The organism is Aeromonas fluvialis (assembly GCF_000819885.1).
Taxonomy (GTDB): Bacteria; Pseudomonadota; Gammaproteobacteria; order Enterobacterales; family Aeromonadaceae; genus Aeromonas; species Aeromonas fluvialis.
In genome coordinates, this window is sequence record NZ_CDBO01000013.1 from 21399 (window position 1) to 47907 (window position 26509).

The window sequence follows — 26509 nt, forward strand, 5'->3', positions numbered from 1 at the left end:
GCGCCGTCGCGCCGACCCTCTCCGACTCTGGAACAAGCCTGCTGGCCAAGAAGTAACAAGGAACTGATTAGATGACTATCGAGATCAAGGTACCGGACCTGCCGGAATCAGTGGCGGATGCCACCATCGCCACCTGGCACAAGAAGCCGGGTGATCTGGTTGCCCGTGATGAAGTGCTGGTTGACATCGAGACCGACAAGGTCGTGCTGGAAGTGCCAGCCCCCGAAGCCGGCGTGCTGGGCGACATCCTGCAAAGCGAAGGGGCCACAGTGCTCTCCCGCCAGCTGATCGCCATGCTCAAGCCGGCTCCCGTGGCCGGTGAAGAGACCAAGGAGAAGCCGGTCGACGCCGTGGCCGATGACGCTGCCGATGGTCTGAGCCCCTCCGTGCGCCGTCTGGTGGCCGAGCATGACATCGACGTCACCAAGCTGACCGGTACCGGCAAGGGCGGTCGTGTCACCAAGGAAGACGTGGAAGCCTTCATCAAAGAGGGCAACAAGCCTGCCGCTGCGCCGATTGCCGCTGCGGCTCCGGCTCCGGCTGCGTCGGTCGCCCCGCTGGCCGGTCGCACAGAAAAGCGCGTGCCCATGACCCGTCTGCGCAAGCGTATCGCCGAGCGTCTGTTGGAGGCCAAGAACACCACCGCTATGCTGACCACCTTCAACGAGATCAACATGGCGCCCATCATGAAGCTGCGCAAGCAGTACGGCGAGATCTTCGAGAAGAAGCACGGCATCAAGCTCGGCTTCATGTCCTTCTACGTGAAGGCGGTGGTTGAATCCCTCAAGCGCTACCCGGAAGTGAACGCGGCGCTCGATGGTGACGACATCGTCTACCACAATTACTTCGACCTCAGCATCGCCGTCTCCACCCCCCGTGGTCTGGTGACCCCGGTGCTGCGTGACTGCGACAACATGAGCCTGGCCGACATCGAGAAGGCCATCAAAGACCTGGCTGGCAAGGGCCGTGATGGCAAGCTGACCGTGGATGAACTGACCGGCGGCAACTTCACCATCACCAACGGTGGTGTGTTCGGCTCCCTGATGTCCACCCCGATCATCAACCCGCCCCAGAGTGCCATTTTGGGTATGCACAAGATCCAGGACCGCCCCATGGCCGTCGACGGCAAGGTCGAGATCCTGCCGATGATGTACCTGGCGCTCTCCTACGATCACCGCATCATCGATGGCCGCGAGTCGGTGGGCTTCCTGGTCTCCGTCAAGGAGCTGCTGGAAGATCCGACCCGCCTGTTGCTGGACGTCTAACCCGGGAGCACCCAGGCAAAGGGCCTAAGCCCCGAGCCGGATGTGCTGCTGGTCGTTTGAGTAATACCCGAGCGATTGAAAGATAAGGAGGGGCCGCCCAGGCCCCCACTCACAGGGGATTGAGAAACACCAACCCCGGACGGAAATAACTACAACACGGACAGAGCATCTATGAATCTGCATGAATATCAGGCAAAACTGCTGTTTGCCGAGTATGGCCTGCCGGTCTCCGAAGGTTATGCCTGCGCTACCCCGCATGAAGCGGCTGAAGCGGCCGACAAGATTGGCGGCAATACCTGGGTCGTCAAGTGCCAGGTACACGCCGGTGGTCGCGGTAAAGCGGGCGGCGTGAAAGTGGCTAAGAGCAAGGATGAGATCCGTGCCTTCGCCCAGAACTGGCTGGGCAAGAATCTGGTGACCTACCAGACCGACGCCAACGGCCAGCCGGTCACCAAGATCCTGGTGGAATCTTGCACCGACATCGCCAAAGAGCTCTACCTGGGCGCCGTGGTTGACCGTGGTTCGCGCCGCGTGGTCTTCATGGCCTCGACCGAAGGTGGCGTGGATATCGAGAAGATCGCCCACGAAACCCCCCATCTGATCCACAAGGCCAGCCTGGACCCGCTGGTTGGCCCGCAGCCCTATCAGGCCCGTGAACTGGCTTTCAAACTGGGTCTGGTCGGCGATCAGATTAAACAGTTCACCAAGATCTTCATGGGTCTGGGCCAGATGTTCCTCGACTGCGACTTCGCGCTGCTGGAGATCAACCCGCTGGTGATCACCAAGCAGGGCAACCTGCACTGCCTGGATGGCAAGATCAACATCGACGCCAACGCCCTCTATCGTCAGCCCAAGCTGCGCGAGATGCACGACCCCTCTCAGGATGACCCCCGCGAAGCGCACGCCGCCCAGTGGGAGCTCAACTATGTGGCGCTCGATGGCAACATCGGCTGCATGGTCAACGGCGCGGGTCTGGCCATGGGCACCATGGACATCGTCAACCTGCACGGCGGCAAGCCGGCCAACTTCCTTGACGTCGGCGGCGGCGCCACCAAGGAGCGGGTGACCGAGGCGTTCAAGATCATCCTCTCCGACAGCAACGTCAACGCGGTGCTGGTCAACATCTTCGGCGGCATCGTGCGCTGCGACATGATCGCGGAAGGCATCATAGGTGCGGTCAAGGAAGTGGGGGTCAAGGTGCCCGTCGTGGTCCGCTTGGAGGGCAACAACGCCGAGCTGGGTGGTATCAAGCTGGCCGAGAGCGGCCTCAACATCATTGCGGCCAAGAGTCTGACCGATGCCGCGCAGCAAGTCGTCAAAGCAGCGGAGGCCAACTGATGAGCGTACTGATCAACAAGGACACCCGAGTCATCTGCCAGGGTTTCACCGGCGGTCAGGGTACTTTCCACTCCGAGCAGGCGCTCTCCTACGGCACCCAGCTGGTGGGCGGCGTCTCCCCGGGCAAGGGCGGCACCACCCATCTGGGGCTGCCGGTGTTCAACACCGTCCGTGACGCAGTCGAAGCGACCCGCGCCACCGCCACCGTCATCTATGTGCCGGCACCGTTCTGCAAGGACGCGATCCTGGAAGCGATCGATGCGGGCATCAAACTCATTGTCACCATCACCGAAGGCATCCCGACTCTGGATATGCTGGATGTGAAAGTGAAGCTGCAAGAGACCGGCGTGCGGATGATCGGCCCTAACTGCCCGGGTGTCATCACCCCCGGTGAGTGCAAGATCGGCATCATGCCGGGCCACATTCACAAGCCGGGCAAGGTGGGCATCGTCTCTCGCTCCGGCACCTTGACCTACGAAGCGGTCAAGCAGACCACTGACGAGGGCTTTGGCCAGTCCACCTGCGTCGGTATCGGTGGCGACCCCATCCCGGGCTCCAACTTTATCGACATTCTGGAGATGTTCCAGAACGACCCGCAGACCGAAGCAATCGTGATGATCGGCGAGATCGGCGGTAACGCCGAGGAAGACGCGGCTGCCTATATCAAGGCCCACGTCACCAAGCCGGTGGTCTCCTATATTGCCGGTGTTACTGCCCCTCCCGGCAAGCGGATGGGCCACGCCGGCGCCATCATCTCCGGTGGCAAGGGGACCGCCGCCGAGAAGTTTGCCGCGCTGGAAGATGCTGGCGTGAAAACCGTCCGGTCGCTTGCCGATATCGGTAAGGCCCTGCGCGAAGTCACCGGCTGGTAATTCCTTTGTACGTATTCTCTAATAAAAATGCCGCTAATAGGGCGCATTGCTGTTCACTTATTTGAGTACCAGCCCGTCTATTCTCAGGGCTAACAAGCGAGGGAGGCATGATGCCTCCCTCTTTCTTTCTATTGCATGCCGTGCTGGATAAAGGCTGGGATCAGATTGACGGGATACAGCCTCGCTCACTCCCCTCAAGTTACATTGATGAACCTGATAACCCACGTGGTGAGCTGCGCGGGGGCAAGAGACCGTTTGTGGCGGCAGTAGCCCTGAGCAAGAGAGGAGATCCCATCAGGATGCGAGTGACTGTGGTCGATGGTTGCACATCGGTGAGTGGGTCAAACGACATCTTGCCAGCGGGAGTGCGGTGATACCCGATGGATTTGCCTGTTTCAGGGGTAGGAGGCCGATGGTGAATAGTTGGGTGTCGTCACCGAGGTAACCTGGATTGGCTGACACATCCGGCTCAACATCATGACAGGAAATGTGAAGAGTGCGCTGCAGAGCCAAGCTGCCAACTACTCCTCCAATGCCATATCGGCTCTTGAAGCTGGCTGAGGCAGATGGGTAATCAGGTAACAAAAAGAAGGCACCCGAAGGTGCCTTATTCTCAATTAGCGTGGTTTGCCTGTCAGGCAGCCGCTTTCAGCTGTACGGTGGCTGCTTTCTTGTGATCGCCGATAGGCATCACGGTGCGGCCGAACTGCTCGTTGATCACGGTGGCCATGGCCAGATAGATGGCGCTGGCGCCACAGATGATGCCTTCGAAACCGGCGATGGTGCCGATCAGGGTGCTGCCGGTGAAGTCACGGGCGGCCAGCAGGAAGAACAGCACGGTCAGGGAGGCAAATACGAATTGCTTCACACGCGGGTAGTTGACGGTGCCGATCAGCATGAACAGGGTAAACACCCCCCACATCAGCAGGTACCAGCCCATGTAGGCGTGCGGAGTCGCTTCGGCAAGACCCATGGTCGGCATCACCATCAGGAACACCAGGCTCAACCAAAAGAAACCGTAGGAGGTGAAGGCGGTCACACCGAAAGTATTGCCACGCTTGTATTCCATGATGCCGGCGATGATCTGTGCCATACCACCGTAGCACAGGCCCATGGCCAGGATCATGGCGCTGATAGGGAAGAAACCTGCGTTATGGATGTTCAGCAGGATGGTGGTCATACCGAAACCCATCAGACCCAGAGGGGCAGGGTTGGCCAATTTTTCGCTCACGTGGCGTTCTCCAAAAATAGGGGGGGGGGTTAACAAAAGACGCGCGATTTTAGGCAGGCTATGGCGCTACCGCAAGAGGGCTAGGGGAATAAATAGTAAATAAACTACGTAATAATTTGCATATGAGGCCAGCCGCTCACCATTTTGGGTGATTTGGTGAGCAAAAGGTGTCAAGGCGGTTAAATGGTTGTATTTTTATTACGCATTTTGCGAAGTGCGGTGGCGTTACTGATCCAGCGTCAGGATCACTTTGGCTTCCTTGTCCGTTTCCTTGACCTGGCTGTCGAGCACAAACAGCCGTTCAGGTGTGATCCCTTGGCTGTCTACCAGAAACTCCTTGGTATTTTGTGCCCGGCGCATGGCGAGATTGCGCAGTGATTTGGCCGTGATGAGCTGCTGATCCCGCAGCAGGATCACCGCCTGGGCCCGCAGGGCGGGGCTATCTTCATCCAGATGGAGCCGATCGGCCAGATCATCCAGATCTTCACCAAAGCGCTCTTCATAGGCCTGGGCCAGCGCCTCTTGCAGGGTGGGGTCTTGTTCCAGCAGGTCGAGATCGGCCTGATTGCCGGTGAGCCTGGCCAGTACCCGTTCCAGCTTTTGTCGTTGCAGGATGGGACGCTCCTCGTTGAAGTTGGCCTTACCACGAATATTCATGCTGAGTTTGGGCCTATCCTTGAGGGCCTGTGCCAGCTTGATCAGTTTCTCCTGCTGGGTGGGGGTCAGATCGGGATCCCCCGGCAGGAAGGGGAGTTCGTCGAAATCGTCGGTGCCATCGGCCAGCGAGGCGAGCAGGGAGAAGGGGGAGGTGATCGCCTTGCTCAGGGTGTTGCCCAACACATCCCAGAAGATATTGCCGATGCTGAAGTCCGGCTGATCGAGATCGCCCTTCACCTTGAGGTTCATCTGTATCACCCCGTTGGCATCACTCAACAGGGCGATGGCCAGCCCCAGCGGCAGGTCTTTGGCCTGGTCACTCTTTATCTTTTCGCCCAGTTGCAGCTTCTTGATGGTGATGTCGTTATCCCCCTCTAGCCGGTTACCCTCCAGCTTGTAGTGCAGCTTCATGGAGAGCTGGCCTTTGTCGATGGCATAACCGGCATAGGTACCCGAGTAGGGAGTAAAGGTGGTGAGCTCCAGATTGTGGAAGGCCACCGCGATGTCGAGGATCGGGTTGGCGACCAGCAGGTTGGTGCCGCCGCGAATGGTCACTGGCGCATACCGATCCACCTTGCCGTTAAAGGCGAGTTCGGAGCGTTGCCCCGGAATATTGCTGATATGACGACTCTGGCCGCCGAGCGAGGCGATATCGGCCACAAAATCCTGACTCAGGCTGCGATCGGTAAAGCGCAGGTTGCCCTGCTCGGTGCGCAACTGATCGATGGTGAAACGAAAGTCGGGAGCCTTGCTGTCTGTATCCGATTGAGTGCTTTTGGCTGCCGTCGGTTGCGGTAACAGCAGCTGTTGCAGGTTGGTGGTGCCATCCTCGTTGACCTCGATGCGGGCGAAGGGCTTGTTCAGGGCAATGTCCTTGATCCGCATCTGCTGGCTGATGCCATCGTACGTCAGACCGGTGAGATCCAGGGTATTGAACTCCAGCAGCCGCTGATTGTCAGCCCGATCGACCACTTTGAGCCCGTTGACATCGAGCCCTCCTTGCAGGGTCAGCTTGCTGAGATCTCCTTGGGCGGTGGTGGCGAGATCAAGGCGGGTCTTGCTGCTCAGCAGCCCGTTTTGCACCTTGATGCGTACCAGATCGGCCAGATAGGGTTGTGCCAGCGTCAGGGGTAGTCCCTGCTGGTTGATGTCGCCGCTTAAGGTGAAAGGGGTCAGGGTCAGTTGGCCATCAAAGGCCAGGGGGCTGCTCTGGTTGAAGTGGGTGGCCAGAGTCAGTTTGCTCGGTTGCTCCCCCTTGCTGCTCAGTGGCCCCAGCGCCAGCTTGAGGCCGGAGAGCTGGCGTACCAGCGGTTTGCCGCTGCTCGATTCGGTGAGGGTGAGATCGCCCTTATCGATGGCGATCTGCGTGATCTGCCACTGCCAGGGTGTGTCTGCCGCGTTTATCTTGGCATTCCCGGCTGCCTTGGTTTTTGGTGCCGACTTGGGTGCCGCATCGTTGGTCATCTTTTTTGCTGCATTGCCCCCTTTGACGGGGTTGGCGGGGGCCTGTTCAATGAGCAAGTCAGCCAGATCCAGCTCCTGCTGTGCGTTGAGGGTGGCCTTGATGAGGGGTTGTTGCAGGGTCACCTTGCCGATCTGCAGCGACTGTTTCTGGCCATCGACGGCCAGTTCGCTGAGGGCCAGCTGGCTGAAGCGGGCAAACTCGTCGCCCTTGTGTTTTTTAAGCTGCCAGTTGTCCAGGGTCAGCTTGCCTTTGGACAATTGCCACTGCACCCCGAGCTTGCCCTCTTTGAGCAGGTATTCCACTTCGGCATTGGCGTGCCCCTTGGCCAGATCCAGCTTGAGGTAGGGGGCCCAGAGCGGGGCGAAGGGTTTCAGCTCGACCTGCTTGAGGCTCACCTTGCCCTGACCCATGCCGCTCATTACGTCTAGCCTGCCGTGAGCGGCAAGGTTGCTTTTGCCGTTGATGGCGGCGCTCAGTTGATAGGCGGTCGGGTGATTTGCCTCTGTGCGCAGGTTATCGAGCTTAAGGGTCACGTTCTCTAGATTGAGGGGGGGCAACCAGCCGGGGTCGCTCTCCTTGCGCTGATCCTGATAGCGTACATGCCCGTCGGTGACTGCGAGGCTGGCGATGTCGACCCGCAGCGGGGCGCTGGTTGTCTCGCGCACGGGGGAGGGGGCTGGGGCGAGCAGGGTGGCCAGCGCATCGGTCAGATTGAGTCGAACATCCCCTTTTTTGTCAGCCAGCCGTTGCAGTAGCACCACAGGTTTGGTCAGGGTGACAGCGGAGAGGACTACCCCTTTCTGCTGCCAGCTGGCGTGCAGGTCGGGGGTGATAAAGAGCTGCTCAAAACGGATGATGGGCTGCTGTTTGGCATCGAGCAGGGCGGTGGCGCTGAGGGTGAGAGAAGGGGTGCGCAGCCCTACGTCAATCTCTCCCAGCGTCAGCTGCAGGCCGTAGTGTTCGGCCAGCCAGCCAGGCAGATAGCGCTGGATCAGACGGGGGGTCTGCCACAGCAGCAGGGTGAATAGGATAAGAAGCAGCAGGAAAGCGTAGGCAAGGTAGCGCAGCAAGCGGAGCTTGGGGGACGCGGGCTCGGTGGTGTTCATTTGGTGCACTCCCATTTGGTTCCCGCCATAGTACCGAAAAGCTGGATAATCATCATGGGGTTGCGTGCTGTTGTACGCCGTACTTTGTCCAAAGGGGATCCAGTTCACCCTTTTGTTGCAGGGTCGCCAACCACTGTTCCAACTGGGCTGAGGTAATGGGGGCAGCAGGGTGGAGAATGGCGCGGTGTTGATACCGTTGGTCCCATTTTTGCGAGATCAGCAGCTGGTCGGCCGTGTCGGGGTGGGCCAGCAGATACTGGTTAAGGTATGAGATGTTGAGAATGGCCACATCGCCACGCCCTTTGAGCAGGGCTTGCAGGGCGTTGATGTTGTCTTTGACCAGCGTGATATTGAGCTTGCGCTGCAGGTAGACAGGGTCGGCATTGAACTGGCCGACGCCGTAGTGATAGCCGGCCACCCCGATAAGGTGGTGCTGGGAGGGGTCGTCGAAGAAGCGTTGATCCCGGCCTGCTTTGCGCAGGGCCACATAGACCTCGCCACCACCTAGAAAAGGGGCAGTCATCTTGAATTTATCTGTGTTCCAACCCCATTTGCTGTCTTCAAACAGCATCAGCGAGAAACGGCCCAGATCGAGCGCCTTGTAGCGGTTGGTGGCCGATGTGGGGACAAAGACGAATCTGACCTCTTGCTGGATTTCGTTGAGCTTGGCGACCAGATCCAGTGTCAGCCCTTCATAGTGCGAATCGGAGAGTTTGACCACGAAGGGGGCATAGGGGTATCCGCCAACCTTGATGAGGGGGTGGCTCCAGCCAGACAGGCTGAACAAGAGCAAAAACCAGCACCAATATCTCATGGGATCCCCCAGGCAATAGATTGCTCCCAGATTCGGTTAATCTGCGCCGGTTTTCAAGTTGTTAAGGGAATTTACACAGCGCTGTTCGGCCGCCTCCAGCTCGGCCATCACCATCTGGATATCCTCCAGTTGCTGGCGCAGCACGTCGCGTTTTGCCTCGATAAGCTGGATCATGGAGTGGAGTTGGGTGTTGCTCGACCGGTCGGTGTCGTACATATCGAACAGCTCGCGGATCTCCGCCAGGCTAAACCCCAGCCGTTTGCCGCGCAGAGTCAACTTGAGCCGGATCTTGTCCCGGTGGCTGTAGATGCGGGTTTGCCCCTCCCGGGTCGGGGTGAGCAACCCCTCGTCCTCGTAGTAGCGGATGGTGCGCGGCGTAACATCGAACTCATGGGCTAATTCCGAAATGCTGTAGGTGATCTCTTTGCCGGGCAGGGGACGGGACATGGTCATGACTCCTGTTGCCGGGAGAGGGGCTGGCAGAGGCGGGCACGCAGCCGTTCGGCATTGGCGTGCAATGCCTGGCCGACCCGCGAGCCGTTGGGGCGACCGAGCTGCTTGCTGACCCACTGACCGGTGGCGGCCAGTTTGTCGAGATCCACCCCCGTCGTCATGCCAAGGCCGTGCAGCAGGTAGACCACCTCTTCCGAGGCAACATTGCCGGAGGCCCCAGGGGCATAGGGGCAGCCGCCAAGGCCTGCCACCGAGCAGTCGATGGTGCGAATACCGCGCTCCAGCGCGGGCAGCAGATTGGCCAGCGCCTGGCCGTAGGTGTCGTGAAAATGGACCGCGAGCCGACCCGCGGGGATCTCGTGCAGCACCGCATCCAGCATGGGCGCCACCGTGCCCGGGGTGCCGACGCCGATGGTGTCCCCCAGCGAAATTTCTTGGCAGCCGAGATCCAGCAACTGCTCGGCCATGGCGGCGACCCGTTTCGGGCGGGTCGGACCGTCGAACGGGCAGGCGATGACGGTGGAGAGATAACCGCGCACCTTGATGCCGAGGCGGCGTGCCTCCTGTACCAGCGGGGCGAAGCGCACCAGGGACTCTTCGACGCTGATGCCGATATTGGCGCGGGTAAACCCGTCGGAGCAGGCGGTAAAGAGGCCAATCTCGTCGGCGCGGGCGGCAATGGCAGCTTGCAAGCCTTGCAAATTGGGCACCAGGGCACCGTAACGGGTCGGCCCCTTGCGCGGCAGAGCCTGAAACAGTGCGGCGGAGTCTGCCATCTGCGGCACTTTGTTGGGCGAGACGAAGGCGCCCACCTCGATGCGTTGCAGGCCGCTGTCGGCCAGTCGCTGGATCAGCTCCAGCCGCTGGATCAGTGCCAGCGGGCTGGTTTCATTTTGCAGGCCATCTCGCGGCCCCATCTCCACCAGACTGACCCTGTCATCCGGCATGGCTAATCCTCTGGTCATGATCTGCTCGCTTGTTGGTTGATGGCGTTATGCGCCGGGGCGGTATCTGCATCGGCAAAGCGCACCAGCACAGCCCCCTGGCTCACCTGATCGCCCGGCTTGCACTGCAGGGCTTCAACTATCCCGTCTCGCTCTGCGTGCAACTGATGTTCCATCTTCATCGCTTCCAGCACCAGCAGTGGTTGCCCCTTGTTGACAGTTTGCCCCTGCTCGACCAGCACGGCCACCACGATGCCGTGCATGGGAGCGATGGCACCCTGCACCTTCTCGTTTGCCTGATCATGGTGGTGATCGTGTTGTTGATCAGCGGCAGTGACACGTATGCGCTGGTCCGCCAGGGTCATGACAAAGGTTGCCTCCGTGCCTGCGACCGTCTGAATGGGGATCTGCTGCCAGCAGCCACCCTGTTGCAGGAGGATATGGTCATCGCCTCTCTGGTAGCAAAGGATCTCCCCTTGCCACTCAAACTGGCCGCCATGATCGTGAAGGGTCAATACCCGGCGCTCATCGCCGATGCGCACCGCCGCCGTCCAGCTGCGATCCGGCCCCAGCCGAAATCCGCAGGCCTGCTGCCAGGGGGAGTGACCCGCAGGGCGGCTCGCCAGCCAGAGGGCAGCCAGCGGCCAGGCGAGCTCAGGAATGGGCTGCGCTGTGGTGGGGATGGGCCACTGGGTATGGTGGCGCATGGCCAAGACATCAGGCTCTTCACACAGCCGCAGCAGCAGCGGGCCGTTGTGCACCAACGGGCCGAGATCCAGCGCCGCCAGCGCATCGGCCAGTTTGGCGAACGCCTCGGCGCGGTTCTGGCCGTGGGCGATTAGCTTGGCGATCATGGGATCGTAATAGGGGCTGACCTCATCGCCAGCGGTAACGCCGGTGTCGATGCGCACGCCAACGGGCCAGTGGAGCCAGTGGATGGGCCCGCTGGCAGGCAGAAAACCGGCCGCCACATCCTCGGCGTAGAGGCGCGCCTCCACCGCATAGCCGCGCAGCACCACTTCATCCTGAGTCAGTGGCAGCGGCTTGCCTTCGGCCACTGCCAGCTGCCAAGCCACCAGATCCTGCCCGGTCACGGCTTCGGTGACGGGATGTTCCACTTGCAGCCGGGTGTTCATCTCCATAAAGAAGAATTCATCCTTGCAGAGCAGAAATTCGATGGTGCCCGCCCCCTGATAGTGGATGGCTTTGGCAGCGGCCACGGCCGCATCCCCCATGGCACGCCGCAGAGCCGGAGGGATGTCGGGGGCGGGCGCCTCTTCGATCACCTTCTGGTGGCGTCGCTGCAAAGAGCAGTCCCTGTCCCCCAGATAGATGGCGTTGCCGAGGCTATCGGCAAAGACCTGCACCTCCACATGGCGAGCTTGGGGCAGATAGCGCTCCAGCAGTACCAGATCGTCACCAAAGGCGGCCTTGGCTTCCCGTTTAACTGCCGCCAGCGACTCGTCAAACTCGGCCAGCTGATCGACCCGGCGCATCCCCTTGCCACCGCCGCCACTGGCCGCCTTGATCAGTAGCGGGAAGCCAATCTGGCTCACCTGATCGCGCAAGAAGTCCGGCCGCTGATCCGTGCCGTGATAGCCGGGCAGCACAGGTACGCCGGCAGCCTGCATCAGCGCCTTGGCGCCCGATTTGTCGCCCATGGCGAGAATGGCTGCACCGCTTGGACCGACAAAGCGCAGGCCGCGTTGCTCGCAGGCGGTGGCAAAATCGCTGTTTTCCGACAGAAAGCCGTAACCGGGATGGATGGCATCGGCACGCGCCGCTTTGGCAATCTTCAGCACCTTGCCGGTGTCGAGATAGCTCTCTCTGGCCGGTGCAGGCCCCAGATGCCAGGCCTCATCAGCCAGACGGGTGTGCATGGCGTGGGCGTCGGCATCGGAGTAGAGGGCGATGGTGTGGATGCCGAGGCGTTTCGCCGTCTTGATGATCCGCACGGCGATTTCGCCGCGATTAGCGATCAGCAGGCGCTTAATTGGAGTGTGATGAGTCATTTTGGCTCCCTGTTGTTCAAGGTGCACAAGTGCAAAACGTGTTGATCCGCACTCCGGTTATATTCGCCGTGGTTGGCGATCAGCAGACCTTTAATCGGGGTGTGATGGGTCATGTCTCATCCTTGAAACGGGGACGCCAGGCGGGAGGGCGTTTGTCGAAGAAGGCCTGTATCCCCTCCTGGGCTTCGAGCCCCACGCGAACCCGGGCAATGGTCTCGACGGTTTTTTCTTCATGAAGGCGGGAAGGGTGGGCCTCTATCGCCGCCAGCAGCCGTTTGGTCTCTTTCATCGCTTCCGGCCCGTTGCGGCACAGACGCAGGGCCTGCGCCCGTCCCTCCGCCAGCAGTTGATCCGGCTTGCAGAGTTGATGTGCCACATTGAGCCGACAGGCGGTGATGGCATCGAACGGCTCGGCACTGAGCATGTAGCGGCGCGCCTGACGCATTCCCATGGCACGTACAACGTAGGGGCTGATTACGGCAGGCACCAGGCCAAGGCTTACCTCTGAGAGGCAGAAGCGGGCATCGTCGCTGGCCAGCACCAGATCGCAGGCACAGATCAGCCCCAGCGCCCCGCCATAGGCGGCCCCTTGCACCAGCGCCACCGTGGGGAAGGGGAGCTCGTCGAGGGTCTGCATCAGCCGCGCCAATACCCGGGCATCTTCCCGGTTGTGCTCGAAATCGGCGTGGGCCAGATTGCGCATCCAGTTGAGGTCGGCGCCCGCGCAAAAGTGTTTTCCCTCTGCCCGCAGCAACAGTGCATGGGGTCGTTCGGCAAGGGAGTGGCCATGGAGATGGGCCAGATCATCGAGGCAGTTGAGTAGCCCCAGCATCAGCTCGGCATCAAAGGCGTTGTGGCGGGCCGGGCGCGACAGCACCAGCTCGGCCAGCGGGCCATGCCGCTCCAGCCGAAACGGGCCTTGTGTTGAAGAGCCAAGTGCTGAGGAAGTGAGTGGATCTGACATCGTTTTGCTCCTTACATCCGGAAGATGCCGTACTGCTCGGGTTCAATGCGGGCACCCTGACAGGCTGCCAGCGTCAGCGCCAGCACGATGCGGCTCTGGGCCGGGTCGATGACGCCATCATCCCAGAGGCGGGCGCTGGCGTAGTAGGGGTGACCCTGGCGCTCATACTGCTCGATCACCGGGGCACGGATGGCGGTCGCTTCCTGTTCGCTCAAGTCCTTGCCCTCGGTTGCCAGCTTGTCCCGACGCACCTGCACCAGCACCCCGGCAGCTTGCTCGCCACCCATGACAGAAATGCGGCTGTTGGGCCAGCTAAAGAGAAAATCGGGTTCATAGGCGCGGCCACACATGCCGTAGTTGCCAGCGCCAAAGCTGCCGCCGACGATCAGGGTGATCTTGGGCACCCGGCTGCAGGCTACGGCGGTCACCAGCTTGGCGCCGTGCTTGGCGATCCCCTCTTTTTCTGCGCGACTCCCCACCATAAAGCCGGTGATGTTCTGCAAAAAGAGCAGCGGAATGGCGCGCCGGTTACAGAGCTGGATAAAGTGGGCCCCCTTCTGGGCACTGTCACTGTGCAGCACGCCGTTGTTGGCGAGGATCCCCACCTCCATGCCGCAAATACGGGCAAAGCCGGTGACCAGGGTCGTACCGAACAGCGCCTTGAATTCGTCAAAGTCAGAGCTATCTACCAGTCGGGCGATCAGTTCGCGGGCGTCGTAAGGGCGTTTGAGACTGGTGCCCACCAGACCGTAGAGCTCCTCTATGGGGTAACAGGGGGGCTCGTAGCCGGGGTTGGTCGCTACCGGCTCGTTACCCAGATGAGTAACCAGCGTGCGGGCGATAGCCAGCGCATGGGCATCGTCACGGGCCATGTGATCCGCCACACCTGAGTGGGCGCAGTGCACCTCGGCGCCGCCCAGGGCCTCGGCGCTGATCTCTTCCCCTGTGGCGGCCTTGACCAGCGGCGGGCCAGCCAGAAAGATGGTGGCTTGGCTCTTGACCATGATGGATTCATCCGCCATGGCAGGGACGTAGGCGCCGCCAGCGGTGCAGAGCCCCATCACCACCGCCAGTTGGGGGATGTTCTGGGCCGACATGCGGGCCTGGTTGTAGAAGATGCGGCCAAAGTGATCCCGGTCGGGGAACACCTCATCCTGCATCGGCAAGAAGGCACCGCCGGAATCCACCAGATAGAGGCAGGGGAGGCGCAGCCGCTCGGCGATGGCTTGGGCGCGCAGGTGTTTTTTCACCGTGAGCGGGTAGTAGGTGCCACCCTTCACGGTGGCGTCGTTCACCACCAGCATGCAGAGCCGGCCCGAAACCCGGCCGATGCCGGTGATGATACCGGCGGCGGGCACCGGCTCGTCATAGACCTGCCAGCCAGCCAGCGCCGACAGTTCGAGAAATGGGGAGCCCGGGTCCAGCAGTTGATTGATGCGCTCGCGGGGCAGCAGCTTGCCGCGAGCCTGATGGCGGGCGTTGTTGGCCGCGCCGCCCCCTTGCGCGATCTCGGCAATGCGAGCATGGAGGTCATCGACCAGCCCCTGCATGGCGTCCCGATTGGCCGCATATTCCGGGCTTGCGGTGTCGAGGCGGGAGTGGAGCCTGCTCATGGGTTATCCTCCATCAGCTCGCGGCCGATGAGCCAGCGGCGGATCTCCGAGGTGCCGGCGCCTATCTCGTAGAGCTTGGCGTCCCGCAGCAGGCGGCCGGTGGGGTATTCGTTGATGTAGCCGTTGCCGCCGAGCAGCTGGATAGCGTCGAGCGCCATCTGGGTGGCGTTTTCGGCGGCAAACAGGATGGCGGCCGCGCAATCTTTACGGCTGGTGCGACCCTGATCACAGGCGCTCGCCACCGAGTAGACCAGCGCCCGGCTGCTGGCGAGGCGGGTATACATGTCTGCAAGCTTGCCCTGCACCAACTGGAACTCGCCGATGGCCTGGCCGAACTGCTTGCGCTCACGCACATAGGGCAGCACCACATCCATGCAGGCCTGCATGATGCCAAGGGGGCCCGCCGCCAGTACCACCCGCTCGTAATCGAGCCCGCTCATCAGCACCTTGACCCCGCCGTGCAAGGGGCCCAGCAGGTTCTCCTGTGGCACCTGGCAGTGGTCGAACACCAGCTCGCAGGTGCTGGAGCCGCGCATCCCCAGCTTGTCGAGCTTCTGGGCGGTGGAGAAACCGGGAGTGCCTGCCTCGACGATAAAGGCGGAGATGCCTTTGGGGCCGGCGGCGGGATCCGTCTTGGCATAGATGACGAAGGTGTCGGCATCCGGGCCGTTGGTGATCCACATCTTGTTGCCGTTGAGCACGAAGTGATCGCCCTCGCGCACCGCGGTCAGGCGCATGCTCACCACGTCGGAGCCCGCCCCCGGTTCGCTCATGGCCAGCGCCCCCACATGCTCGCCGCTCACCAGCGGGGGCAGGTAGCGTGCTTTTTGCTCCGCCGTGCCGTGGCGGTGGATCTGGTTGATGCAGAGGTTGGAGTGGGCGCCGTAGGAGAGACCGACCGAAGCGCTGGCGCGGCTCACCTGCTCCATCACCAGCACATGGGCCAGATAGCCGAGGTTCACCCCGTCATACTCCTCGGCCACTGTGATGCCGTGCAGCCCCAGCTCACCCATCCGGGGCCAGAGATCGCGGGGGAAGGCGTTGCTCTGATCGATCTCGCCGGCGCGCGGGGCGATCACTTGTCGGCAGAAGGCCGCAACCTGTTCGGTCAGGGCATTGAGGGTCTCATCCATCTGCATCCATGCTCTCCTTGCGGATATGACAGTCGGGTAGGAAGGTTGGTTCGACCAGCTGACTGGGCGTCTCGGCGGGCAGTGGTCAGTCCATTTATGCACTTCACTTCTGTCATAAGTTTACGTTAGCGTAAACGTAAATCAATTGTTAATCTGTTGTGGGTCGAAAGAGGGGGCGTGATCGCGTCATCAGCGACCACGACAACCGCGCCATAGTGGCAGATCCGAATGACCAGTGTGTGGGCGCCGCGTCATAAAGCGCTAACTCAGGAAAATAAGCGCGGGACAATAAGCGCGGGGCAACAAGGGAGCGAACGACGAGATGGATTTTACCCTGACCGATGATCAACAGGCGTATGTGGAGGCGGCCGCCGCCTTTGCCGACGATGCGCTCAAACCCCATGCCGCGCGCTGGGATAAAGAACACGAGTTTCCGATCCCGACCATCAAGCAGGCGGCCGAACTCGGTTTTTGCGGTCTCTATACCCCGGAGCAGTTTGGCGGATTGGGGTTGCCGCGCCTCGATGCGAGCCTCATCTTCGAGCGCCTCGCCATGGGGTGTACCTCGACCACGGCGTATCTGACCATTCACAACATGGTGAGCTGGATGCTGGGCAATTGGTTGCCCACCGAGGTTGCCAAGGAGTGGGTGCCCAAACTGGCCAGCGGCGAATTGCTGGGCTCCTACTGCCTCACCGAGCCGGGCGCGGGCTCAGATGCGGCGGCCCTCAAGACCCGTGCGCTGCGCGAGGGTGACAGCTACCTCATCGAAGGGACCAAGGTCTTTATCTCGGGGGCGGGTAGCACAGACGTGCTGGTGGTGATGGCGCGCACCGGTGGTGAAGGGGCGGCGGGGATCTCTGCCTTTATGGTGCCGGCCGACAGCGCGGGCATCGTCTATGGCAAGCCGGAAGAGAAGCTGGGCTGGAACAGCCAGCCGACCAGGGAGGTGGCGTTCAACGGGGTGCGCGTCCCTGTGAGCTATCGGCTCGGTGAGGAGGGGGAAGGGTTCAAGTTTGCCATGCAGGCCCTCGATGGGGGGCGCATCAATATTGCCACCTGCTCGGTAGGCACCGCCCAGCAGGCGCTCGATGATGCGCTGGCCTATGTGCAGCAGCGCCAGCAATTTGGTCACCCGATCAGCGAATTCCAGAGCGTGCAGTTTCGCCTTGCCGACATGGCGACCGAGCTGGCTGCCGCCCGTTTGCTGGTGCGTCAGGCCGCCGACAAGCTGGATCGCGGGGCGCCGGACAAGAGTGCCTGGTGCGCCATGGCCAAGCGTTTTGCCACCGATGTGGGTTATCGGGTCTGCGATGAGGCTCTGCAACTCTTTGGCGGCTATGGTTATATCCGCGAGTATCCGCTCGAGCGCTATCTGCGCGATACCCGGGTACACCGCATTCTGGAGGGCACCAACGAGGTGATGCGACTCATCATCGCGCGTCGCATGCTGGCCGATCCCGGCTTGTCGCTGGGCTAACCGGTGGTCGCATCAAGGGGGTGTCTACTGCCACCCGATTTGCGCCATGCCATGCCGGTTTCGGCTTTGTGAGCCAGCCACAGGTTGGTGTCATTCAAGCCTGTCATCATGGCGGCAGCTTCATCGACAAGGACAATGTTATGACAAGGATCAGACTCGAATATCATGGCCACGTTGCTTATATCACCCTCGACCATCCCCCTGCCAACACCTGGACCCTCGCCAGCCTGCAGGCTTTTTTGCAGATGATGGTGGAGCTCGACAGCCGCCCCGACGTGGTGGCGCTGGTGATCCGCGGCGCGGGCGATAAATTTTTCTGTGCCGGTGCCGACCTTAATATGTTTGTCGAGGGGGATGTGGAGCAGGCGCGTGAAGTGGCCGAGGCCTTTGGCAAGGCCTTCGGGGCGCTGGCCCGTTTTCACGGGGTCACTATCGCCGCCATCAATGGCTATGCCATGGGCGGCGGGCTGGAAGTGGCGCTGGCCTGTGATATCCGCATCGCCGAGCAGCAGGCGTTGCTGGGACTGCCGGAGTCCTCGGTGGGCTTGCTCCCCTGCGCGGGAGGCACCCAGCGTCTGACCGAGCTGGTGGGGCCGGGCTGGGCCAAGCGGATGATCCTCTGCGGTGAGAAGGTGAGTGCCTCGCTGGCCTACGAGATGGGGCTGGTGGAGGAGGTGGTGAAAACCGGTCAGGCGTGGGAGGCGGCGCACCAGATGGCCCATCTGGTGGAGCGCCAGAGCCCGAGCGCCCTGCGCGCCTGCAAAACCCTGATCAATCAGGGGCGCAGTGGCCCGCGGGATGCAGCCTTGCCCCTTGAGCGAGCGCTGTTTCTCGATCTCTTTAGCGATGCCAACCAGCGTGAAGGGGTGGCCGCCTTCCTGGAGAAACGGGCGCCCCGTTGGCAATATGGCCCAGCAGAGTAAATCCATATGGAGCCGTTTATGAGTGAGCCGGTCAAGGTTAGCTGCCATCCCACCGAGGATGGCCATCAGATCGGGGTGTTGACCCTCGACAGCCCAGCGTCGCTCAACGCATTGAGCCTGCCGATGATCGCGATCCTGCAACAGACGCTGATCCGCTGGGAGCAGGATCCCGCCATCGCCTGCGTGCTGTTGCAGGGGGCGGGTGAGAAGGCGTTTTGCGCCGGTGGTGATATCCGCTCCTTCTATTACCGCAAGCAGGAGGCGAGTGAAGCGGAACTGTTCGAGTATGCCCGCGACTTTTTCGAGCAGGAGTACCGGCTCGACCATCATATCCACCGTTATCGCAAGCCCCTTATCTGCGTGGCGGACGGTATCTGCATGGGGGGCGGGATAGGCCTGTTTGCCGGAGCCGATTTTCGGGTGGTGACCAAGAAGAGCCTGTTGGCCATGCCGGAGGTGACCATCGGCCTCTACCCCGATGTAGGGGCGAGCTGGTATTTAAGCCGGATGCCGGGACGACTCGGGCTCTGGCTTGGTCTGACTGGCGCTCGCTTCAATGGCGCCGATGCCCTTGGTCTTGGTCTGGCGGATCACGCCATCGCCAGTGGCGAGCGCAGTGCGCTGTTGTCACGCCTCGCTGTGCTCGATTGGGCTGGCAGTGGTGATCCCCGTGAGCAGATCGATCTGCTGCTCAGGGGTTTGCATGATGAAGTGACGGCGCAGTTGCCTGCACCCGTTCTGTTGCCCCATCAACAGCGGATCGATGCCCTGCTGGCGGGGCGCTCGCTGCAAGGGGTATTGGATCGGCTGTTCAGCGCCGCTTTCGATCAACAGGAGGCGGTACTCCAGCAGGCACAACAGATCTGCCGCACCGGTAGCCCCATCAGCCGCGCCATTTTGTGGCGCCAGTATTGGCAGGCTCGCCGTCACTCTTTGGCCGAGGTCTTTGCCGAGGAGCTGACCCTCTCGGTCAACTGCGTGCTCAAGGGGGATTTTGTGGAAGGGGTGCGGGCCCTGTTGATCGATAAGGATAAAGATCCCCGCTGGCAGCAGGTGCCTTTGGAAGGGGAGTGGCTGGATGAGTTTTATCGCTGGCCGCAGGGGGGCAATCCGTTGGCCTGCAAAGGATAACACCTCGGTAACCGGCGGATGCCGCCATCAGCAACGCAAGGAGCAAGCGGGATGACAAGGATAGGATTTATCGGGCTCGGCAACATGGGGGGCCCCATGGCGGCCAATCTGGCAAAGGCCGGGCATTCAGTGCAGGTGTTTGATCTGGTTGCCGAAAACATTGAGCGTGCCATCGCGGCAGGCTGTATCGCGGCAGGGGATGCCCGCGAGGCGGTGACCAGCTGCGAGGTGGTGATCAGCATGCTGCCAGCAGGGGAGCATGTGCGCGCCCTTTGGTTGCCGGAAGGGCAGGATCTGCTGGCGGCATTGCCTGAAGGCGCACTGGTGATCGACTGCTCCACCATCGATGTCGACTCGGCCCGTCAGGTTGGGGAGGCGGCCCGCGCGCGCGGTTTGCACTTTATCGATGCCCCTGTTTCTGGTGGTGTCGCCGGTGCGGCCGCCGGGACGCTAACCTTCATCGTCGGTGGCGACGTGGCGGATTTCGAGGCGGCGAACCCCCTGCTCGCCTGCATGGGGCAGAATCTGTTTCACGCAGGCGCCTTGGGAGCCGGGCAGATCGCCAAGATGTGCAACAACATGCTGCTGGCGATCCACATGGCGGGCACTGCCGAAGCGCTGGCCCTCGGGGTGAAGGAGGGGCTGGATCCCGCCGTGCTCTCCACTATCATGGGCAAGAGCTCCGGCAACAACTGGAGTCTGGAGCGCTACAACCCTTGGCCCGGGGTGATGGAGAATGTCCCTGCCGCCCGTCACTATCAGGGGGGCTTTATGACTCGCCTGATGGTGAAAGATTTGGGGCTGGCCATGGCGCTGGCCGAGCATGGCCACAGCGCGGTGCCGATGGGGGCGCTCGCGCGTAACCTGTTCAACCTGCATGCCGCCCGGGGGCAGGGGAGTCGGGATTTCTCCAGCATCGTCGAACTCTATCTGGATAAACAGGATCCCGCCTGACGGGCCACTTCTCTTCAAGGCATCTCCCTTCGACCAGCTACAAGGAGCATTGATGGATATCAAAGATAAGGTCATCGTGATTACCGGCGCAGGACGTGGCTTGGGGCGGGCCATCGCCCTGGCTCTGGGGGCACAGGGGGCTCAGCTTGCGCTCATCGACGTCAACCGCGCCGAGCTGGAGGTGACCGAGGCGGAAGTGCGCAGCCGTGACGGTCGCTGCGCCCTGTTCGTCTGCAACGTGGCGAGCGAAGTTGAGGTCGAAGCCGCGTTCGCCGCCATCAAGGCGCACTTTGGCGTACTGCATGGCCTTATTAACTGCGCCGGCATTCTGCGCGATGGCATGCTGATCAAGGTAAAAGAGGGTGAGCTGGTGGAGAAGATGACGCTGGCCCAGTGGCAGAGCGTCATCGACGTCAACCTCACCGGTACCTTCCTCTGCGGGCGCGAAGGGGCTGCACTGATGGCTCAAGGGGGGCAGGGGGGGGTGATGATCAACATCTCCTCCATTGCCCGCGCCGGTAATATTGGCCAGAGCAACTATGCCGCGAGCAAGGCAGGTGTCGCCTCGCTGGTGGTGACCTGGGCGCGGGAGCTGGCCCGCCACGGTATTCGGGTGATGGGGATCGCCCCCGGGGTGTTTGCCACCGACATGACGGCGGCGATGAAGCCGGAGGCGATGGCGCGGATGCAGCAGGCGATTCCGGTCGGCGCCCTTGGCGAGGCGCAGCAGCTGGCCGAGACGGTGAGCTTTATTTTTGCCAACGACTATCTGTCGGGACGGATGATAGAGCTGGATGGCGGTTTGCGTTTATAGGGATTTACACAATGAGCCCCGGTGTTTCCACCGGGGCTTTTGTATGCAGTTTATTTACCCAACGTGGGGCTGAATGGGGATGCATGGGGACCATGCGAGTCAGGTTGTGTTGGCAAAAAAATGAGAAATATCAATGGGTCTTTCTTAATTTGAGCCAGCTCACAGGCCCCCGGGGTCAGTACTGTAAAATTGCGCGCGGTCAAGACGGTGCATGATTGACGGGACGAAGGATTGCGGTCGGAATAGTCATGCAATATAGTTGCCGCCTTTTTCACGGGGTCAGGATTTCCAGCCCCTCCCATATTGCGCGCAGTATGAATACGGACGCTCTGCCGCCGCCTAAATAAACAGGATTGAGATGGACAAGAAACTAGGGCTGGGCGCCCTCATTTCGCTGGTGGTCGGCTCCATGGTCGGCGCCGGAGTCTTCAGTCTGCCACAAAACATTGCTGCGCATGCCAGTGCCGGGGCGGTCGCCCTGGGTTGGGCCATCACGGGCCTTGGCATGATCTGTCTCGCGCTGGTTTATCAAAACCTCTCCATGCGCCGCCCTGATCTCGATGGCGGCATCTTCAGCTATGCCAAAGCCGGTTTCGGCGATTTCATCGGTTTCAACGCGGCTTGGGGTTATTGGCTCTGCCAGCTGCTGGCCAACGTCTCCTACGCCATCGTGGTGTTCAGCGCCCTGAGCTACTTCTTCGATACGCCGGACAACGTCATCTTCGGTGATGGCAATACGCCGGTGGCTATCACGCTGGCCTCCATCCTGATCTGGTCGGTGCATGCGCTGGTACTGCGCGGGGTGCAGGTCGCTGCGCTGGTGAACATCGTCACCACCATCGCCAAGATGGTGCCGCTCATCGTCTTCTGTGTCGCTGTGCTGTTGGCCTTCAACATGGATACCTTCACCCTGGATATCTGGGGCCAGAACAACATGGAGCTGGGCTCCGTGATGGATCAGGTCAAGTCCACCATGAAGGTGACCCTCTGGGTCTTTATCGGGATTGAAGGGGCCGTGGTGGTCTCCGCCCGTGCCCGTCATCGCAAGGATGTGGGCCGCGCCACTGTGCTGGCGCTGCTCGGCGCCCTGGCGCTCTATGTGATGGTGACCCTGTTCTCGCTGGGGGTCATGAGCCAGCCGCAACTGGCGGCGCTCAAGAACCCCTCTACCGCGATGATCCTCGAAGCCGTAGTCGGCCCGTGGGGGGCCTGGCTCATCAACATCGGTCTGGTGGTGTCGGTGATGGGGGCTCTGCTCAGCTGGACCGTGCTGGCCGCGGAAGTGCCCTACATCGCAGGCAAGACCGGCGTGTTCCCGAGCTGGTTTGCCAAGGAGAACAAGAACGGCTCGCCGCAGGTGTCGCTCTGGTGCTCCACCTGTCTGGTGCAGACGTTCCTCATCATCATCTACTTCCAGAACAGCACCTATCTGGCGCTGGTCAACATCGCCACCTCGGCGGCGCTGGTGCCTTACGTCTTCTCGGGCGCTTATGGCCTGAAGCTGGCAATGAAAGGGGAGAGCTATGAGGGTCAACCGCATCAGCGCAAGCGTGATCTGCTGCTGGCCCTGATAGCGACCGTCTACGGCTGCTGGCTGGTCTACGCAGCCGGGGTCGAGTACCTGCTGCTGGTGGCGCTGCTCTATAGCCCGGGCATCTTCATCTACTGGAAGGCGCGTCAGCATCACGGTCTGCGCGGACTTAACCGGCTGGAGCAGGGGATGACAGCGCTCCTGCTCGGTTGCGCCGTGCTGGCCTTATATAAGGTGATGGACGGTACTATTCCGCTGCAGTGACCGGCACAATGAAGAGATGGCCCTCGCGCCATCTCTTTTTTTTCATGCTGATATCCACTGTTGTCCGGCCGTGTTGGCCAGTTTTTGTTTAACACAGGAATTTTTATGTTGTTTATGGGTTACCTCCTGCTGGGCGCCTTTGCCGGTATGTTAGCGGGACTGTTCGGGATCGGCGGCGGTCTTATCATTGTTCCCGTGCTGGTGGTCAGTTTTCGTGCGATGGGGTTTGAACCCGAGATCATTACCCATCTGGCCCTTGGTACCTCCCTTCCCACCATGATCTTCACTGGTTTCAGCTCGCTTAGAGCCCATCAGCAGGCTGGTGCTGTCGACTGGGTGATGATCCGGCGTCTAGGTGCAGGCATGCTGGTCGGCGCCTGGCTTGGCGGCATGACCGCCAACCTGCTCAGTGCCGGTACCCTCAATATCATCATCGGCTGTTTCGCCTGGACCATGGCGTTGCAGATGGGGCTCAACCTCAAGCCCAAGGCGGAACGACACCTGCCAGGAGCGCTTGGCACCGGCATCGCAGGCACCCTTATCGGCTGGTTGTCGGCGCTGTTTGGTATCGGCGGTGGCTCGCTCACCGTCCCTTATCTGAGTTGGAACTCGGTGCCAATGCGCAATGCGGTGGCGGCCTCCGCCGCCTGCAGCCTGCCTATCGCGTTTGCAGGCAGCCTCAGCTACCTCTATGCGGGTTGGGATCATGCCGATCTGCCCGAGTGGAGTGTGGGCTACATCTATCTGCCCGCTCTGCTGGGCATTGTGCTGACCAGCACCCCGTTCGCCCGCATTGGCGCCAAACTGGCACACCGCCTGTCACCAACACGCCTCAAGCAGGCATTTGCCCTGCTGATGCTGCTGGTGGGGGCCAAATTTATGCTATTTAGCTGATTCATTCGGCAGATTGTTGAAAAATAAGGCAAACAAACTGTTGGATGGCAGAAAGCCATTGCATTGAGCGGCCAGTTTGCCTATTCTCCTCGCCGGTGGTCCTATTGGTCCTCTCGCATTGATAACCCGTCGACCTGGTCAGGACCGGAAGGTAGCAGCCAAGGTGGGGGACTCGAGTGCCGGGATGTGGCTGGTAGGGCCACCACTTGTTTCTGCACTTCAATAAGTTACCTTCCTAACGCCCTTGGTCATCCACGTTGTGTGGACGACGAGGCGCTCATCGATGAATCTCTGGCTCAGTCCCCACGGCGTCTGGTATTACCGGAAAGCCACAGAATGGCCGTTTTCCTCATCCACTGCACAGACGGGAATCCCCCATCAGCAGGCCCAAACCGAGCCGCTTGAACATGCGACATGTACGTCCAACCAGGGAGTTAAGTGCTACCTGTATCCCCCCCATGGCTGGCTTGCCGTGGTAGAATCCGTGCCATTTCGTCTGTCTCAGACCGCAGGGCGGTCCCACGGGGTTTCCATGACAACCAATATTTCCTCCCTTGCCAACCTGATCTGGTCGGTGGCTGACCTCCTGCGAGGTGATTTCAAGCAGTCCCAGTATGGTCGCATCATTCTGCCGTTCACCGTGTTACGTCGTCTTGAGTGCGTGCTGGCCCCGACCCGTGAAAACGTGTTGGCCACCGCCGAGAGCACCAAGGCGCTGCCCGAGCTGGCCCGCCATAAGCTGCTGCTCAATGCCGCTGGGCAGAGCTTCTACAACATCGCCAAGCTCACCCTCGACAATCTCGGCGAGAAGCAGATTGGCGATAACCTGGATGCCTATGTGCGGGGCTTTTCCCGTGAGGCATTCGAGGTGTTCGAGCACTTCAATTTCGCCGCCAGCATCGATCTGCTGGAAGATGCCGACCTGCTTTACAAGGTGGTCCGCAACTTCGCCAACGTCGATCTCTCTCCCGAGACTGTCGACAACTACCACATGGGTCTGGTGTTCGAGGAGCTGATCCGCAAATTTGCCGAAAGCTCTAACGAGACCGCCGGTGAGCACTTCACCCCCCGTGATATCGTGAGGCTCACCACCTCGCTGGTGTTTGCGGCTGATGACGAGGCTCTGACCACCGCGGGCGTGGTGCGAACCATCTATGATCCCACCGCTGGCACCGGCGGTTTTCTCTCATGCGGTATGGAGTACCTGCACGAGCTGAACCCGGCGGCACGACTTGCCACCTTCGGGCAAGAGCTCAACCCCGAGTCATTCGCCATCTGTAAGGCGGACATGCTGATCAAGGGGCAGGAGGTCAACAACATCAAGCTGGGTAACACCCTCTCTGACGACCAGCTGCCGACCGATCGGTTCGACTATTGCCTCTCCAACCCGCCATTCGGGGTGGACTGGAAGAAGGTCGAGAAGCAAGTGCGGGACGAACACCTGCAAAAGGGCTACAGTGGCCGCTTCGGGGCGGGTCTGCCCCGTGTCTCTGACGGCTCACTCTTGTTCCTGCAACATCTGATCGCCAAGATGAAGCCCGCCAATGGTGAAGATCAGGGCGCCCGGATCGGCATCATCCTCAACGGCTCCCCGCTCTTTACTGGTGGGGCGGGCAGCGGCGAGAGCGAGATCCGCCGCTATATCCTGGAGCACGACCTGCTCGATACCCTGGTGGCCCTGCCCACCGACATGTTCTACAACACCGGCATCGCCACCTATATCTGGGTGCTATCGAACCACAAACCGGCGGAGCGTAAGGGCAAGGTGCTGCTCATTAACGCCAGTGACCTGCACAGCCCGATGCGTAAGTCGTTGGGCTCCAAGCGTAAGCAATTGAGCGATGAGGCCATCGAGGAAGTAGTCCGCCTCGCCAGCCGTTTCGAGGCGAGCCCGATCGCCAAGATCTTCCCCACCACCGCCTTTGGCTATCGCCGCCTGACTATCGAGCGGCCGCTGAAACTGGCATTCACCCCGCACGATGCCGAGCGGCTCGCCAGCCTCACCGCCGACAAGGGCTGGGCCAAGCTAGATGCAAATTTGCAGCAAGCCATCCTTGCGGCCCTGCCAACGCTGCCCGAGCGGTTGCTCTGCCGCGAGCAGTTCAAAAAGCAGCTCACCAAGGCATTAGGCACCATCAAACTGCCAGCCCCCGCCTTTAAACTGCTGGTGAGCACCTTTGGTGAGCAGAGCGATGAGGCCCAAGTGTGCAAGAGCAAGGGGGAAATGGAGGCCAGCTCCGATCTGCGGGACTACGAAAACGTGCCGCTCGGGGAAGACATTCATGAGTATCTCCGGCGGGAGGTGCTGCCCCATGTACCGGATGCCTGGATCGACACCAGCAAGACCGATCCACTCGATGGTCAGGTAGGCATCGTGGGCTACGAGATCCCCTTTAACCGCCACTTCTACCAGTACCAGCCGCCCCGTTCGCTGGAAGCCATCGACGCCGATCTCGATGCAGTGGCCAAGGAGATCATGCAGCTGCTGGCACAGGTGCATTCATGATACCAATGCATACTGGCTACTCAGGCATTGCCGACGGGGTTGGACGCAATAGCACGCAATATGACGCAAAGAGATTGACTATCGGACGTCCGATACCTAATATTGCGGGCAACACACCCGCCATGCCTCTCTACGATGCACACTC

The 26509-nt window shown here is 61.0% G+C and carries 20 protein-coding genes, 1 other RNA gene and 1 pseudogene; 13 read left to right on the forward strand and 9 right to left on the reverse strand.

Going from position 1 to position 26509, the window contains the following annotated elements; all coding sequences use genetic code 11:
* The first annotated feature begins 71 nt into the window (after positions 1–71).
* The 4 genes and pseudogenes from odhB to BN1125_RS18335 all read left to right on the forward strand — a co-directional run.
* A complete protein-coding gene (odhB, locus tag BN1125_RS03740) occupies positions 72–1265 on the forward strand; it encodes a 2-oxoglutarate dehydrogenase complex dihydrolipoyllysine-residue succinyltransferase (RefSeq protein ID WP_042010770.1) in 1194 nt (397 codons plus the stop codon).
* A gap of 171 nt (positions 1266–1436) precedes the next feature.
* Positions 1437–2603: an ADP-forming succinate--CoA ligase subunit beta gene (gene sucC, locus BN1125_RS03745; RefSeq protein ID WP_042010771.1), complete on the forward strand. Its 1167-nt coding sequence runs from the start codon at positions 1437–1439 to the stop codon at positions 2601–2603.
* Positions 2603–3475 carry a succinate--CoA ligase subunit alpha gene (gene sucD, locus BN1125_RS03750; RefSeq protein WP_042010772.1) on the forward strand — a complete coding sequence of 291 codons (873 nt, stop codon included), beginning with the start codon at positions 2603–2605 and terminating at the stop codon, positions 3473–3475. The genes sucC and sucD overlap by 1 nt, the downstream gene beginning before the upstream one ends.
* Positions 3476–3702: 227 nt before the next feature.
* A pseudogene (locus tag BN1125_RS18335) lies at positions 3703–4049 on the forward strand (IS1595 family transposase); the annotation flags it as partial.
* 60 nt (positions 4050–4109) lie between these two features.
* On the opposite strand, the gene BN1125_RS03755 reads toward BN1125_RS18335, so the two are convergent.
* The 9 genes from BN1125_RS03755 to BN1125_RS03795 form a co-directional block, all read right to left on the reverse strand.
* Positions 4110–4706 carry an acetate uptake transporter gene (locus BN1125_RS03755; protein WP_042010774.1) on the reverse strand — a complete coding sequence of 199 codons (597 nt, stop codon included), beginning with the start codon at positions 4704–4706 and terminating at the stop codon, positions 4110–4112.
* Positions 4707–4931: 225 nt separating this feature from the next.
* On the reverse strand, positions 4932–7934 hold the full coding sequence (locus tag BN1125_RS03760; RefSeq protein WP_042010775.1) for a DUF748 domain-containing protein: 3003 nt from the start codon (positions 7932–7934) through the stop codon (positions 4932–4934).
* 52 nt (positions 7935–7986) lie between these two features.
* Complete coding sequence (locus BN1125_RS03765) at positions 7987–8748, reverse strand: substrate-binding periplasmic protein (RefSeq protein WP_042010776.1); 762 nt, start codon at positions 8746–8748, stop codon at positions 7987–7989.
* A gap of 36 nt (positions 8749–8784) precedes the next feature.
* Positions 8785–9195 carry a MerR family transcriptional regulator gene (locus tag BN1125_RS03770; protein WP_042010777.1) on the reverse strand — a complete coding sequence of 137 codons (411 nt, stop codon included), beginning with the start codon at positions 9193–9195 and terminating at the stop codon, positions 8785–8787.
* Between the two features lie 2 nt (positions 9196–9197).
* Positions 9198–10148 (reverse strand): hydroxymethylglutaryl-CoA lyase, encoded by a 951-nt coding sequence (locus tag BN1125_RS03775; RefSeq protein ID WP_156993069.1) that lies wholly within the window; start codon positions 10146–10148, stop codon positions 9198–9200.
* A gap of 14 nt (positions 10149–10162) precedes the next feature.
* Positions 10163–12157: an acetyl/propionyl/methylcrotonyl-CoA carboxylase subunit alpha gene (locus BN1125_RS03780; RefSeq protein WP_042010779.1), complete on the reverse strand. Its 1995-nt coding sequence runs from the start codon at positions 12155–12157 to the stop codon at positions 10163–10165.
* Between the two features lie 109 nt (positions 12158–12266).
* Positions 12267–13121: an enoyl-CoA hydratase-related protein gene (locus BN1125_RS03785; protein ID WP_042010780.1), complete on the reverse strand. Its 855-nt coding sequence runs from the start codon at positions 13119–13121 to the stop codon at positions 12267–12269.
* 11 nt (positions 13122–13132) lie between these two features.
* A complete protein-coding gene (locus tag BN1125_RS03790) occupies positions 13133–14734 on the reverse strand; it encodes a carboxyl transferase domain-containing protein (RefSeq protein ID WP_042010781.1) in 1602 nt (533 codons plus the stop codon).
* Positions 14731–15873, reverse strand: a complete 1143-nt coding sequence (locus BN1125_RS03795) for an isovaleryl-CoA dehydrogenase (RefSeq protein WP_042010782.1) — start codon at positions 15871–15873, stop codon at positions 14731–14733. The genes BN1125_RS03790 and BN1125_RS03795 overlap by 4 nt, the downstream gene beginning before the upstream one ends.
* A 316-nt stretch (positions 15874–16189) precedes the next feature.
* On the opposite strand from BN1125_RS03795, the gene BN1125_RS03800 reads away from it, so the two are divergent.
* From BN1125_RS03800 to BN1125_RS03835, 9 genes are all read left to right on the forward strand, one after another.
* Positions 16190–17347 carry an acyl-CoA dehydrogenase family protein gene (locus tag BN1125_RS03800; protein ID WP_042010783.1) on the forward strand — a complete coding sequence of 386 codons (1158 nt, stop codon included), beginning with the start codon at positions 16190–16192 and terminating at the stop codon, positions 17345–17347.
* Positions 17348–17487: 140 nt separating this feature from the next.
* Positions 17488–18270, forward strand: a complete 783-nt coding sequence (locus BN1125_RS03805) for an enoyl-CoA hydratase (RefSeq protein WP_042010785.1) — start codon at positions 17488–17490, stop codon at positions 18268–18270.
* 18 nt (positions 18271–18288) lie between these two features.
* Positions 18289–19401, forward strand: a complete 1113-nt coding sequence (locus BN1125_RS03810) for an enoyl-CoA hydratase/isomerase family protein (protein WP_042010786.1) — start codon at positions 18289–18291, stop codon at positions 19399–19401.
* A 51-nt stretch (positions 19402–19452) separates the two neighbouring features.
* Complete coding sequence (gene mmsB / locus BN1125_RS03815) at positions 19453–20355, forward strand: 3-hydroxyisobutyrate dehydrogenase (protein WP_042010787.1); 903 nt, start codon at positions 19453–19455, stop codon at positions 20353–20355.
* 52 nt (positions 20356–20407) lie between these two features.
* Positions 20408–21169 (forward strand): SDR family oxidoreductase, encoded by a 762-nt coding sequence (locus BN1125_RS03820; protein WP_042010788.1) that lies wholly within the window; start codon positions 20408–20410, stop codon positions 21167–21169.
* Positions 21170–21527: 358 nt separating this feature from the next.
* A complete protein-coding gene (gene arcD, locus BN1125_RS03825) occupies positions 21528–22964 on the forward strand; it encodes an arginine-ornithine antiporter (RefSeq protein WP_042010789.1) in 1437 nt (478 codons plus the stop codon).
* A 105-nt stretch (positions 22965–23069) separates the two neighbouring features.
* Entirely contained in the window at positions 23070–23858 is a 789-nt protein-coding gene (locus BN1125_RS03830) for a sulfite exporter TauE/SafE family protein (RefSeq protein ID WP_042010791.1), read from the forward strand.
* 102 nt (positions 23859–23960) lie between these two features.
* Positions 23961–24057: signal recognition particle sRNA small type (ffs, locus tag BN1125_RS18340), an RNA gene on the forward strand.
* A gap of 333 nt (positions 24058–24390) precedes the next feature.
* Positions 24391–26364, forward strand: a complete 1974-nt coding sequence (locus BN1125_RS03835; RefSeq protein ID WP_042010792.1) for a type I restriction-modification system subunit M — start codon at positions 24391–24393, stop codon at positions 26362–26364.
* Positions 26365–26509: the final 145 nt, after the last annotated feature.

Excerpts from the sequence above, each read along its gene's own strand:
- odhB (WP_042010770.1), top strand. The coding sequence starts at position 72 with ATGACTATCGAGATCAAGGTACCGGACCTGCCGGAATCAGTGGCGGAT.
- sucC (WP_042010771.1), top strand. The coding sequence starts at position 1,437 with ATGAATCTGCATGAATATCAGGCAAAACTGCTGTTTGCCGAGTATGGC.
- sucD (WP_042010772.1), top strand. The coding sequence starts at position 2,603 with ATGAGCGTACTGATCAACAAGGACACCCGAGTCATCTGCCAGGGTTTC.
- BN1125_RS03760 (WP_042010775.1), bottom strand. The coding sequence starts at position 7,934 with ATGAACACCACCGAGCCCGCGTCCCCCAAGCTCCGCTTGCTGCGCTAC.
- BN1125_RS03765 (WP_042010776.1), bottom strand. The coding sequence starts at position 8,748 with ATGAGATATTGGTGCTGGTTTTTGCTCTTGTTCAGCCTGTCTGGCTGG.
- BN1125_RS03770 (WP_042010777.1), bottom strand. The coding sequence starts at position 9,195 with ATGTCCCGTCCCCTGCCCGGCAAAGAGATCACCTACAGCATTTCGGAA.
- BN1125_RS03775 (WP_156993069.1), bottom strand. The coding sequence starts at position 10,148 with ATGCCGGATGACAGGGTCAGTCTGGTGGAGATGGGGCCGCGAGATGGC.
- BN1125_RS03780 (WP_042010779.1), bottom strand. The coding sequence starts at position 12,157 with ATGACTCATCACACTCCAATTAAGCGCCTGCTGATCGCTAATCGCGGC.
- BN1125_RS03785 (WP_042010780.1), bottom strand. The coding sequence starts at position 13,121 with ATGTCAGATCCACTCACTTCCTCAGCACTTGGCTCTTCAACACAAGGC.
- BN1125_RS03790 (WP_042010781.1), bottom strand. The coding sequence starts at position 14,734 with ATGAGCAGGCTCCACTCCCGCCTCGACACCGCAAGCCCGGAATATGCG.
- BN1125_RS03795 (WP_042010782.1), bottom strand. The coding sequence starts at position 15,873 with ATGCAGATGGATGAGACCCTCAATGCCCTGACCGAACAGGTTGCGGCC.
- BN1125_RS03800 (WP_042010783.1), top strand. The coding sequence starts at position 16,190 with ATGGATTTTACCCTGACCGATGATCAACAGGCGTATGTGGAGGCGGCC.
- BN1125_RS03805 (WP_042010785.1), top strand. The coding sequence starts at position 17,488 with ATGACAAGGATCAGACTCGAATATCATGGCCACGTTGCTTATATCACC.
- BN1125_RS03810 (WP_042010786.1), top strand. The coding sequence starts at position 18,289 with ATGAGTGAGCCGGTCAAGGTTAGCTGCCATCCCACCGAGGATGGCCAT.
- mmsB (WP_042010787.1), top strand. The coding sequence starts at position 19,453 with ATGACAAGGATAGGATTTATCGGGCTCGGCAACATGGGGGGCCCCATG.
- BN1125_RS03820 (WP_042010788.1), top strand. The coding sequence starts at position 20,408 with ATGGATATCAAAGATAAGGTCATCGTGATTACCGGCGCAGGACGTGGC.
- arcD (WP_042010789.1), top strand. The coding sequence starts at position 21,528 with ATGGACAAGAAACTAGGGCTGGGCGCCCTCATTTCGCTGGTGGTCGGC.
- BN1125_RS03830 (WP_042010791.1), top strand. The coding sequence starts at position 23,070 with ATGTTGTTTATGGGTTACCTCCTGCTGGGCGCCTTTGCCGGTATGTTA.
- BN1125_RS03835 (WP_042010792.1), top strand. The coding sequence starts at position 24,391 with ATGACAACCAATATTTCCTCCCTTGCCAACCTGATCTGGTCGGTGGCT.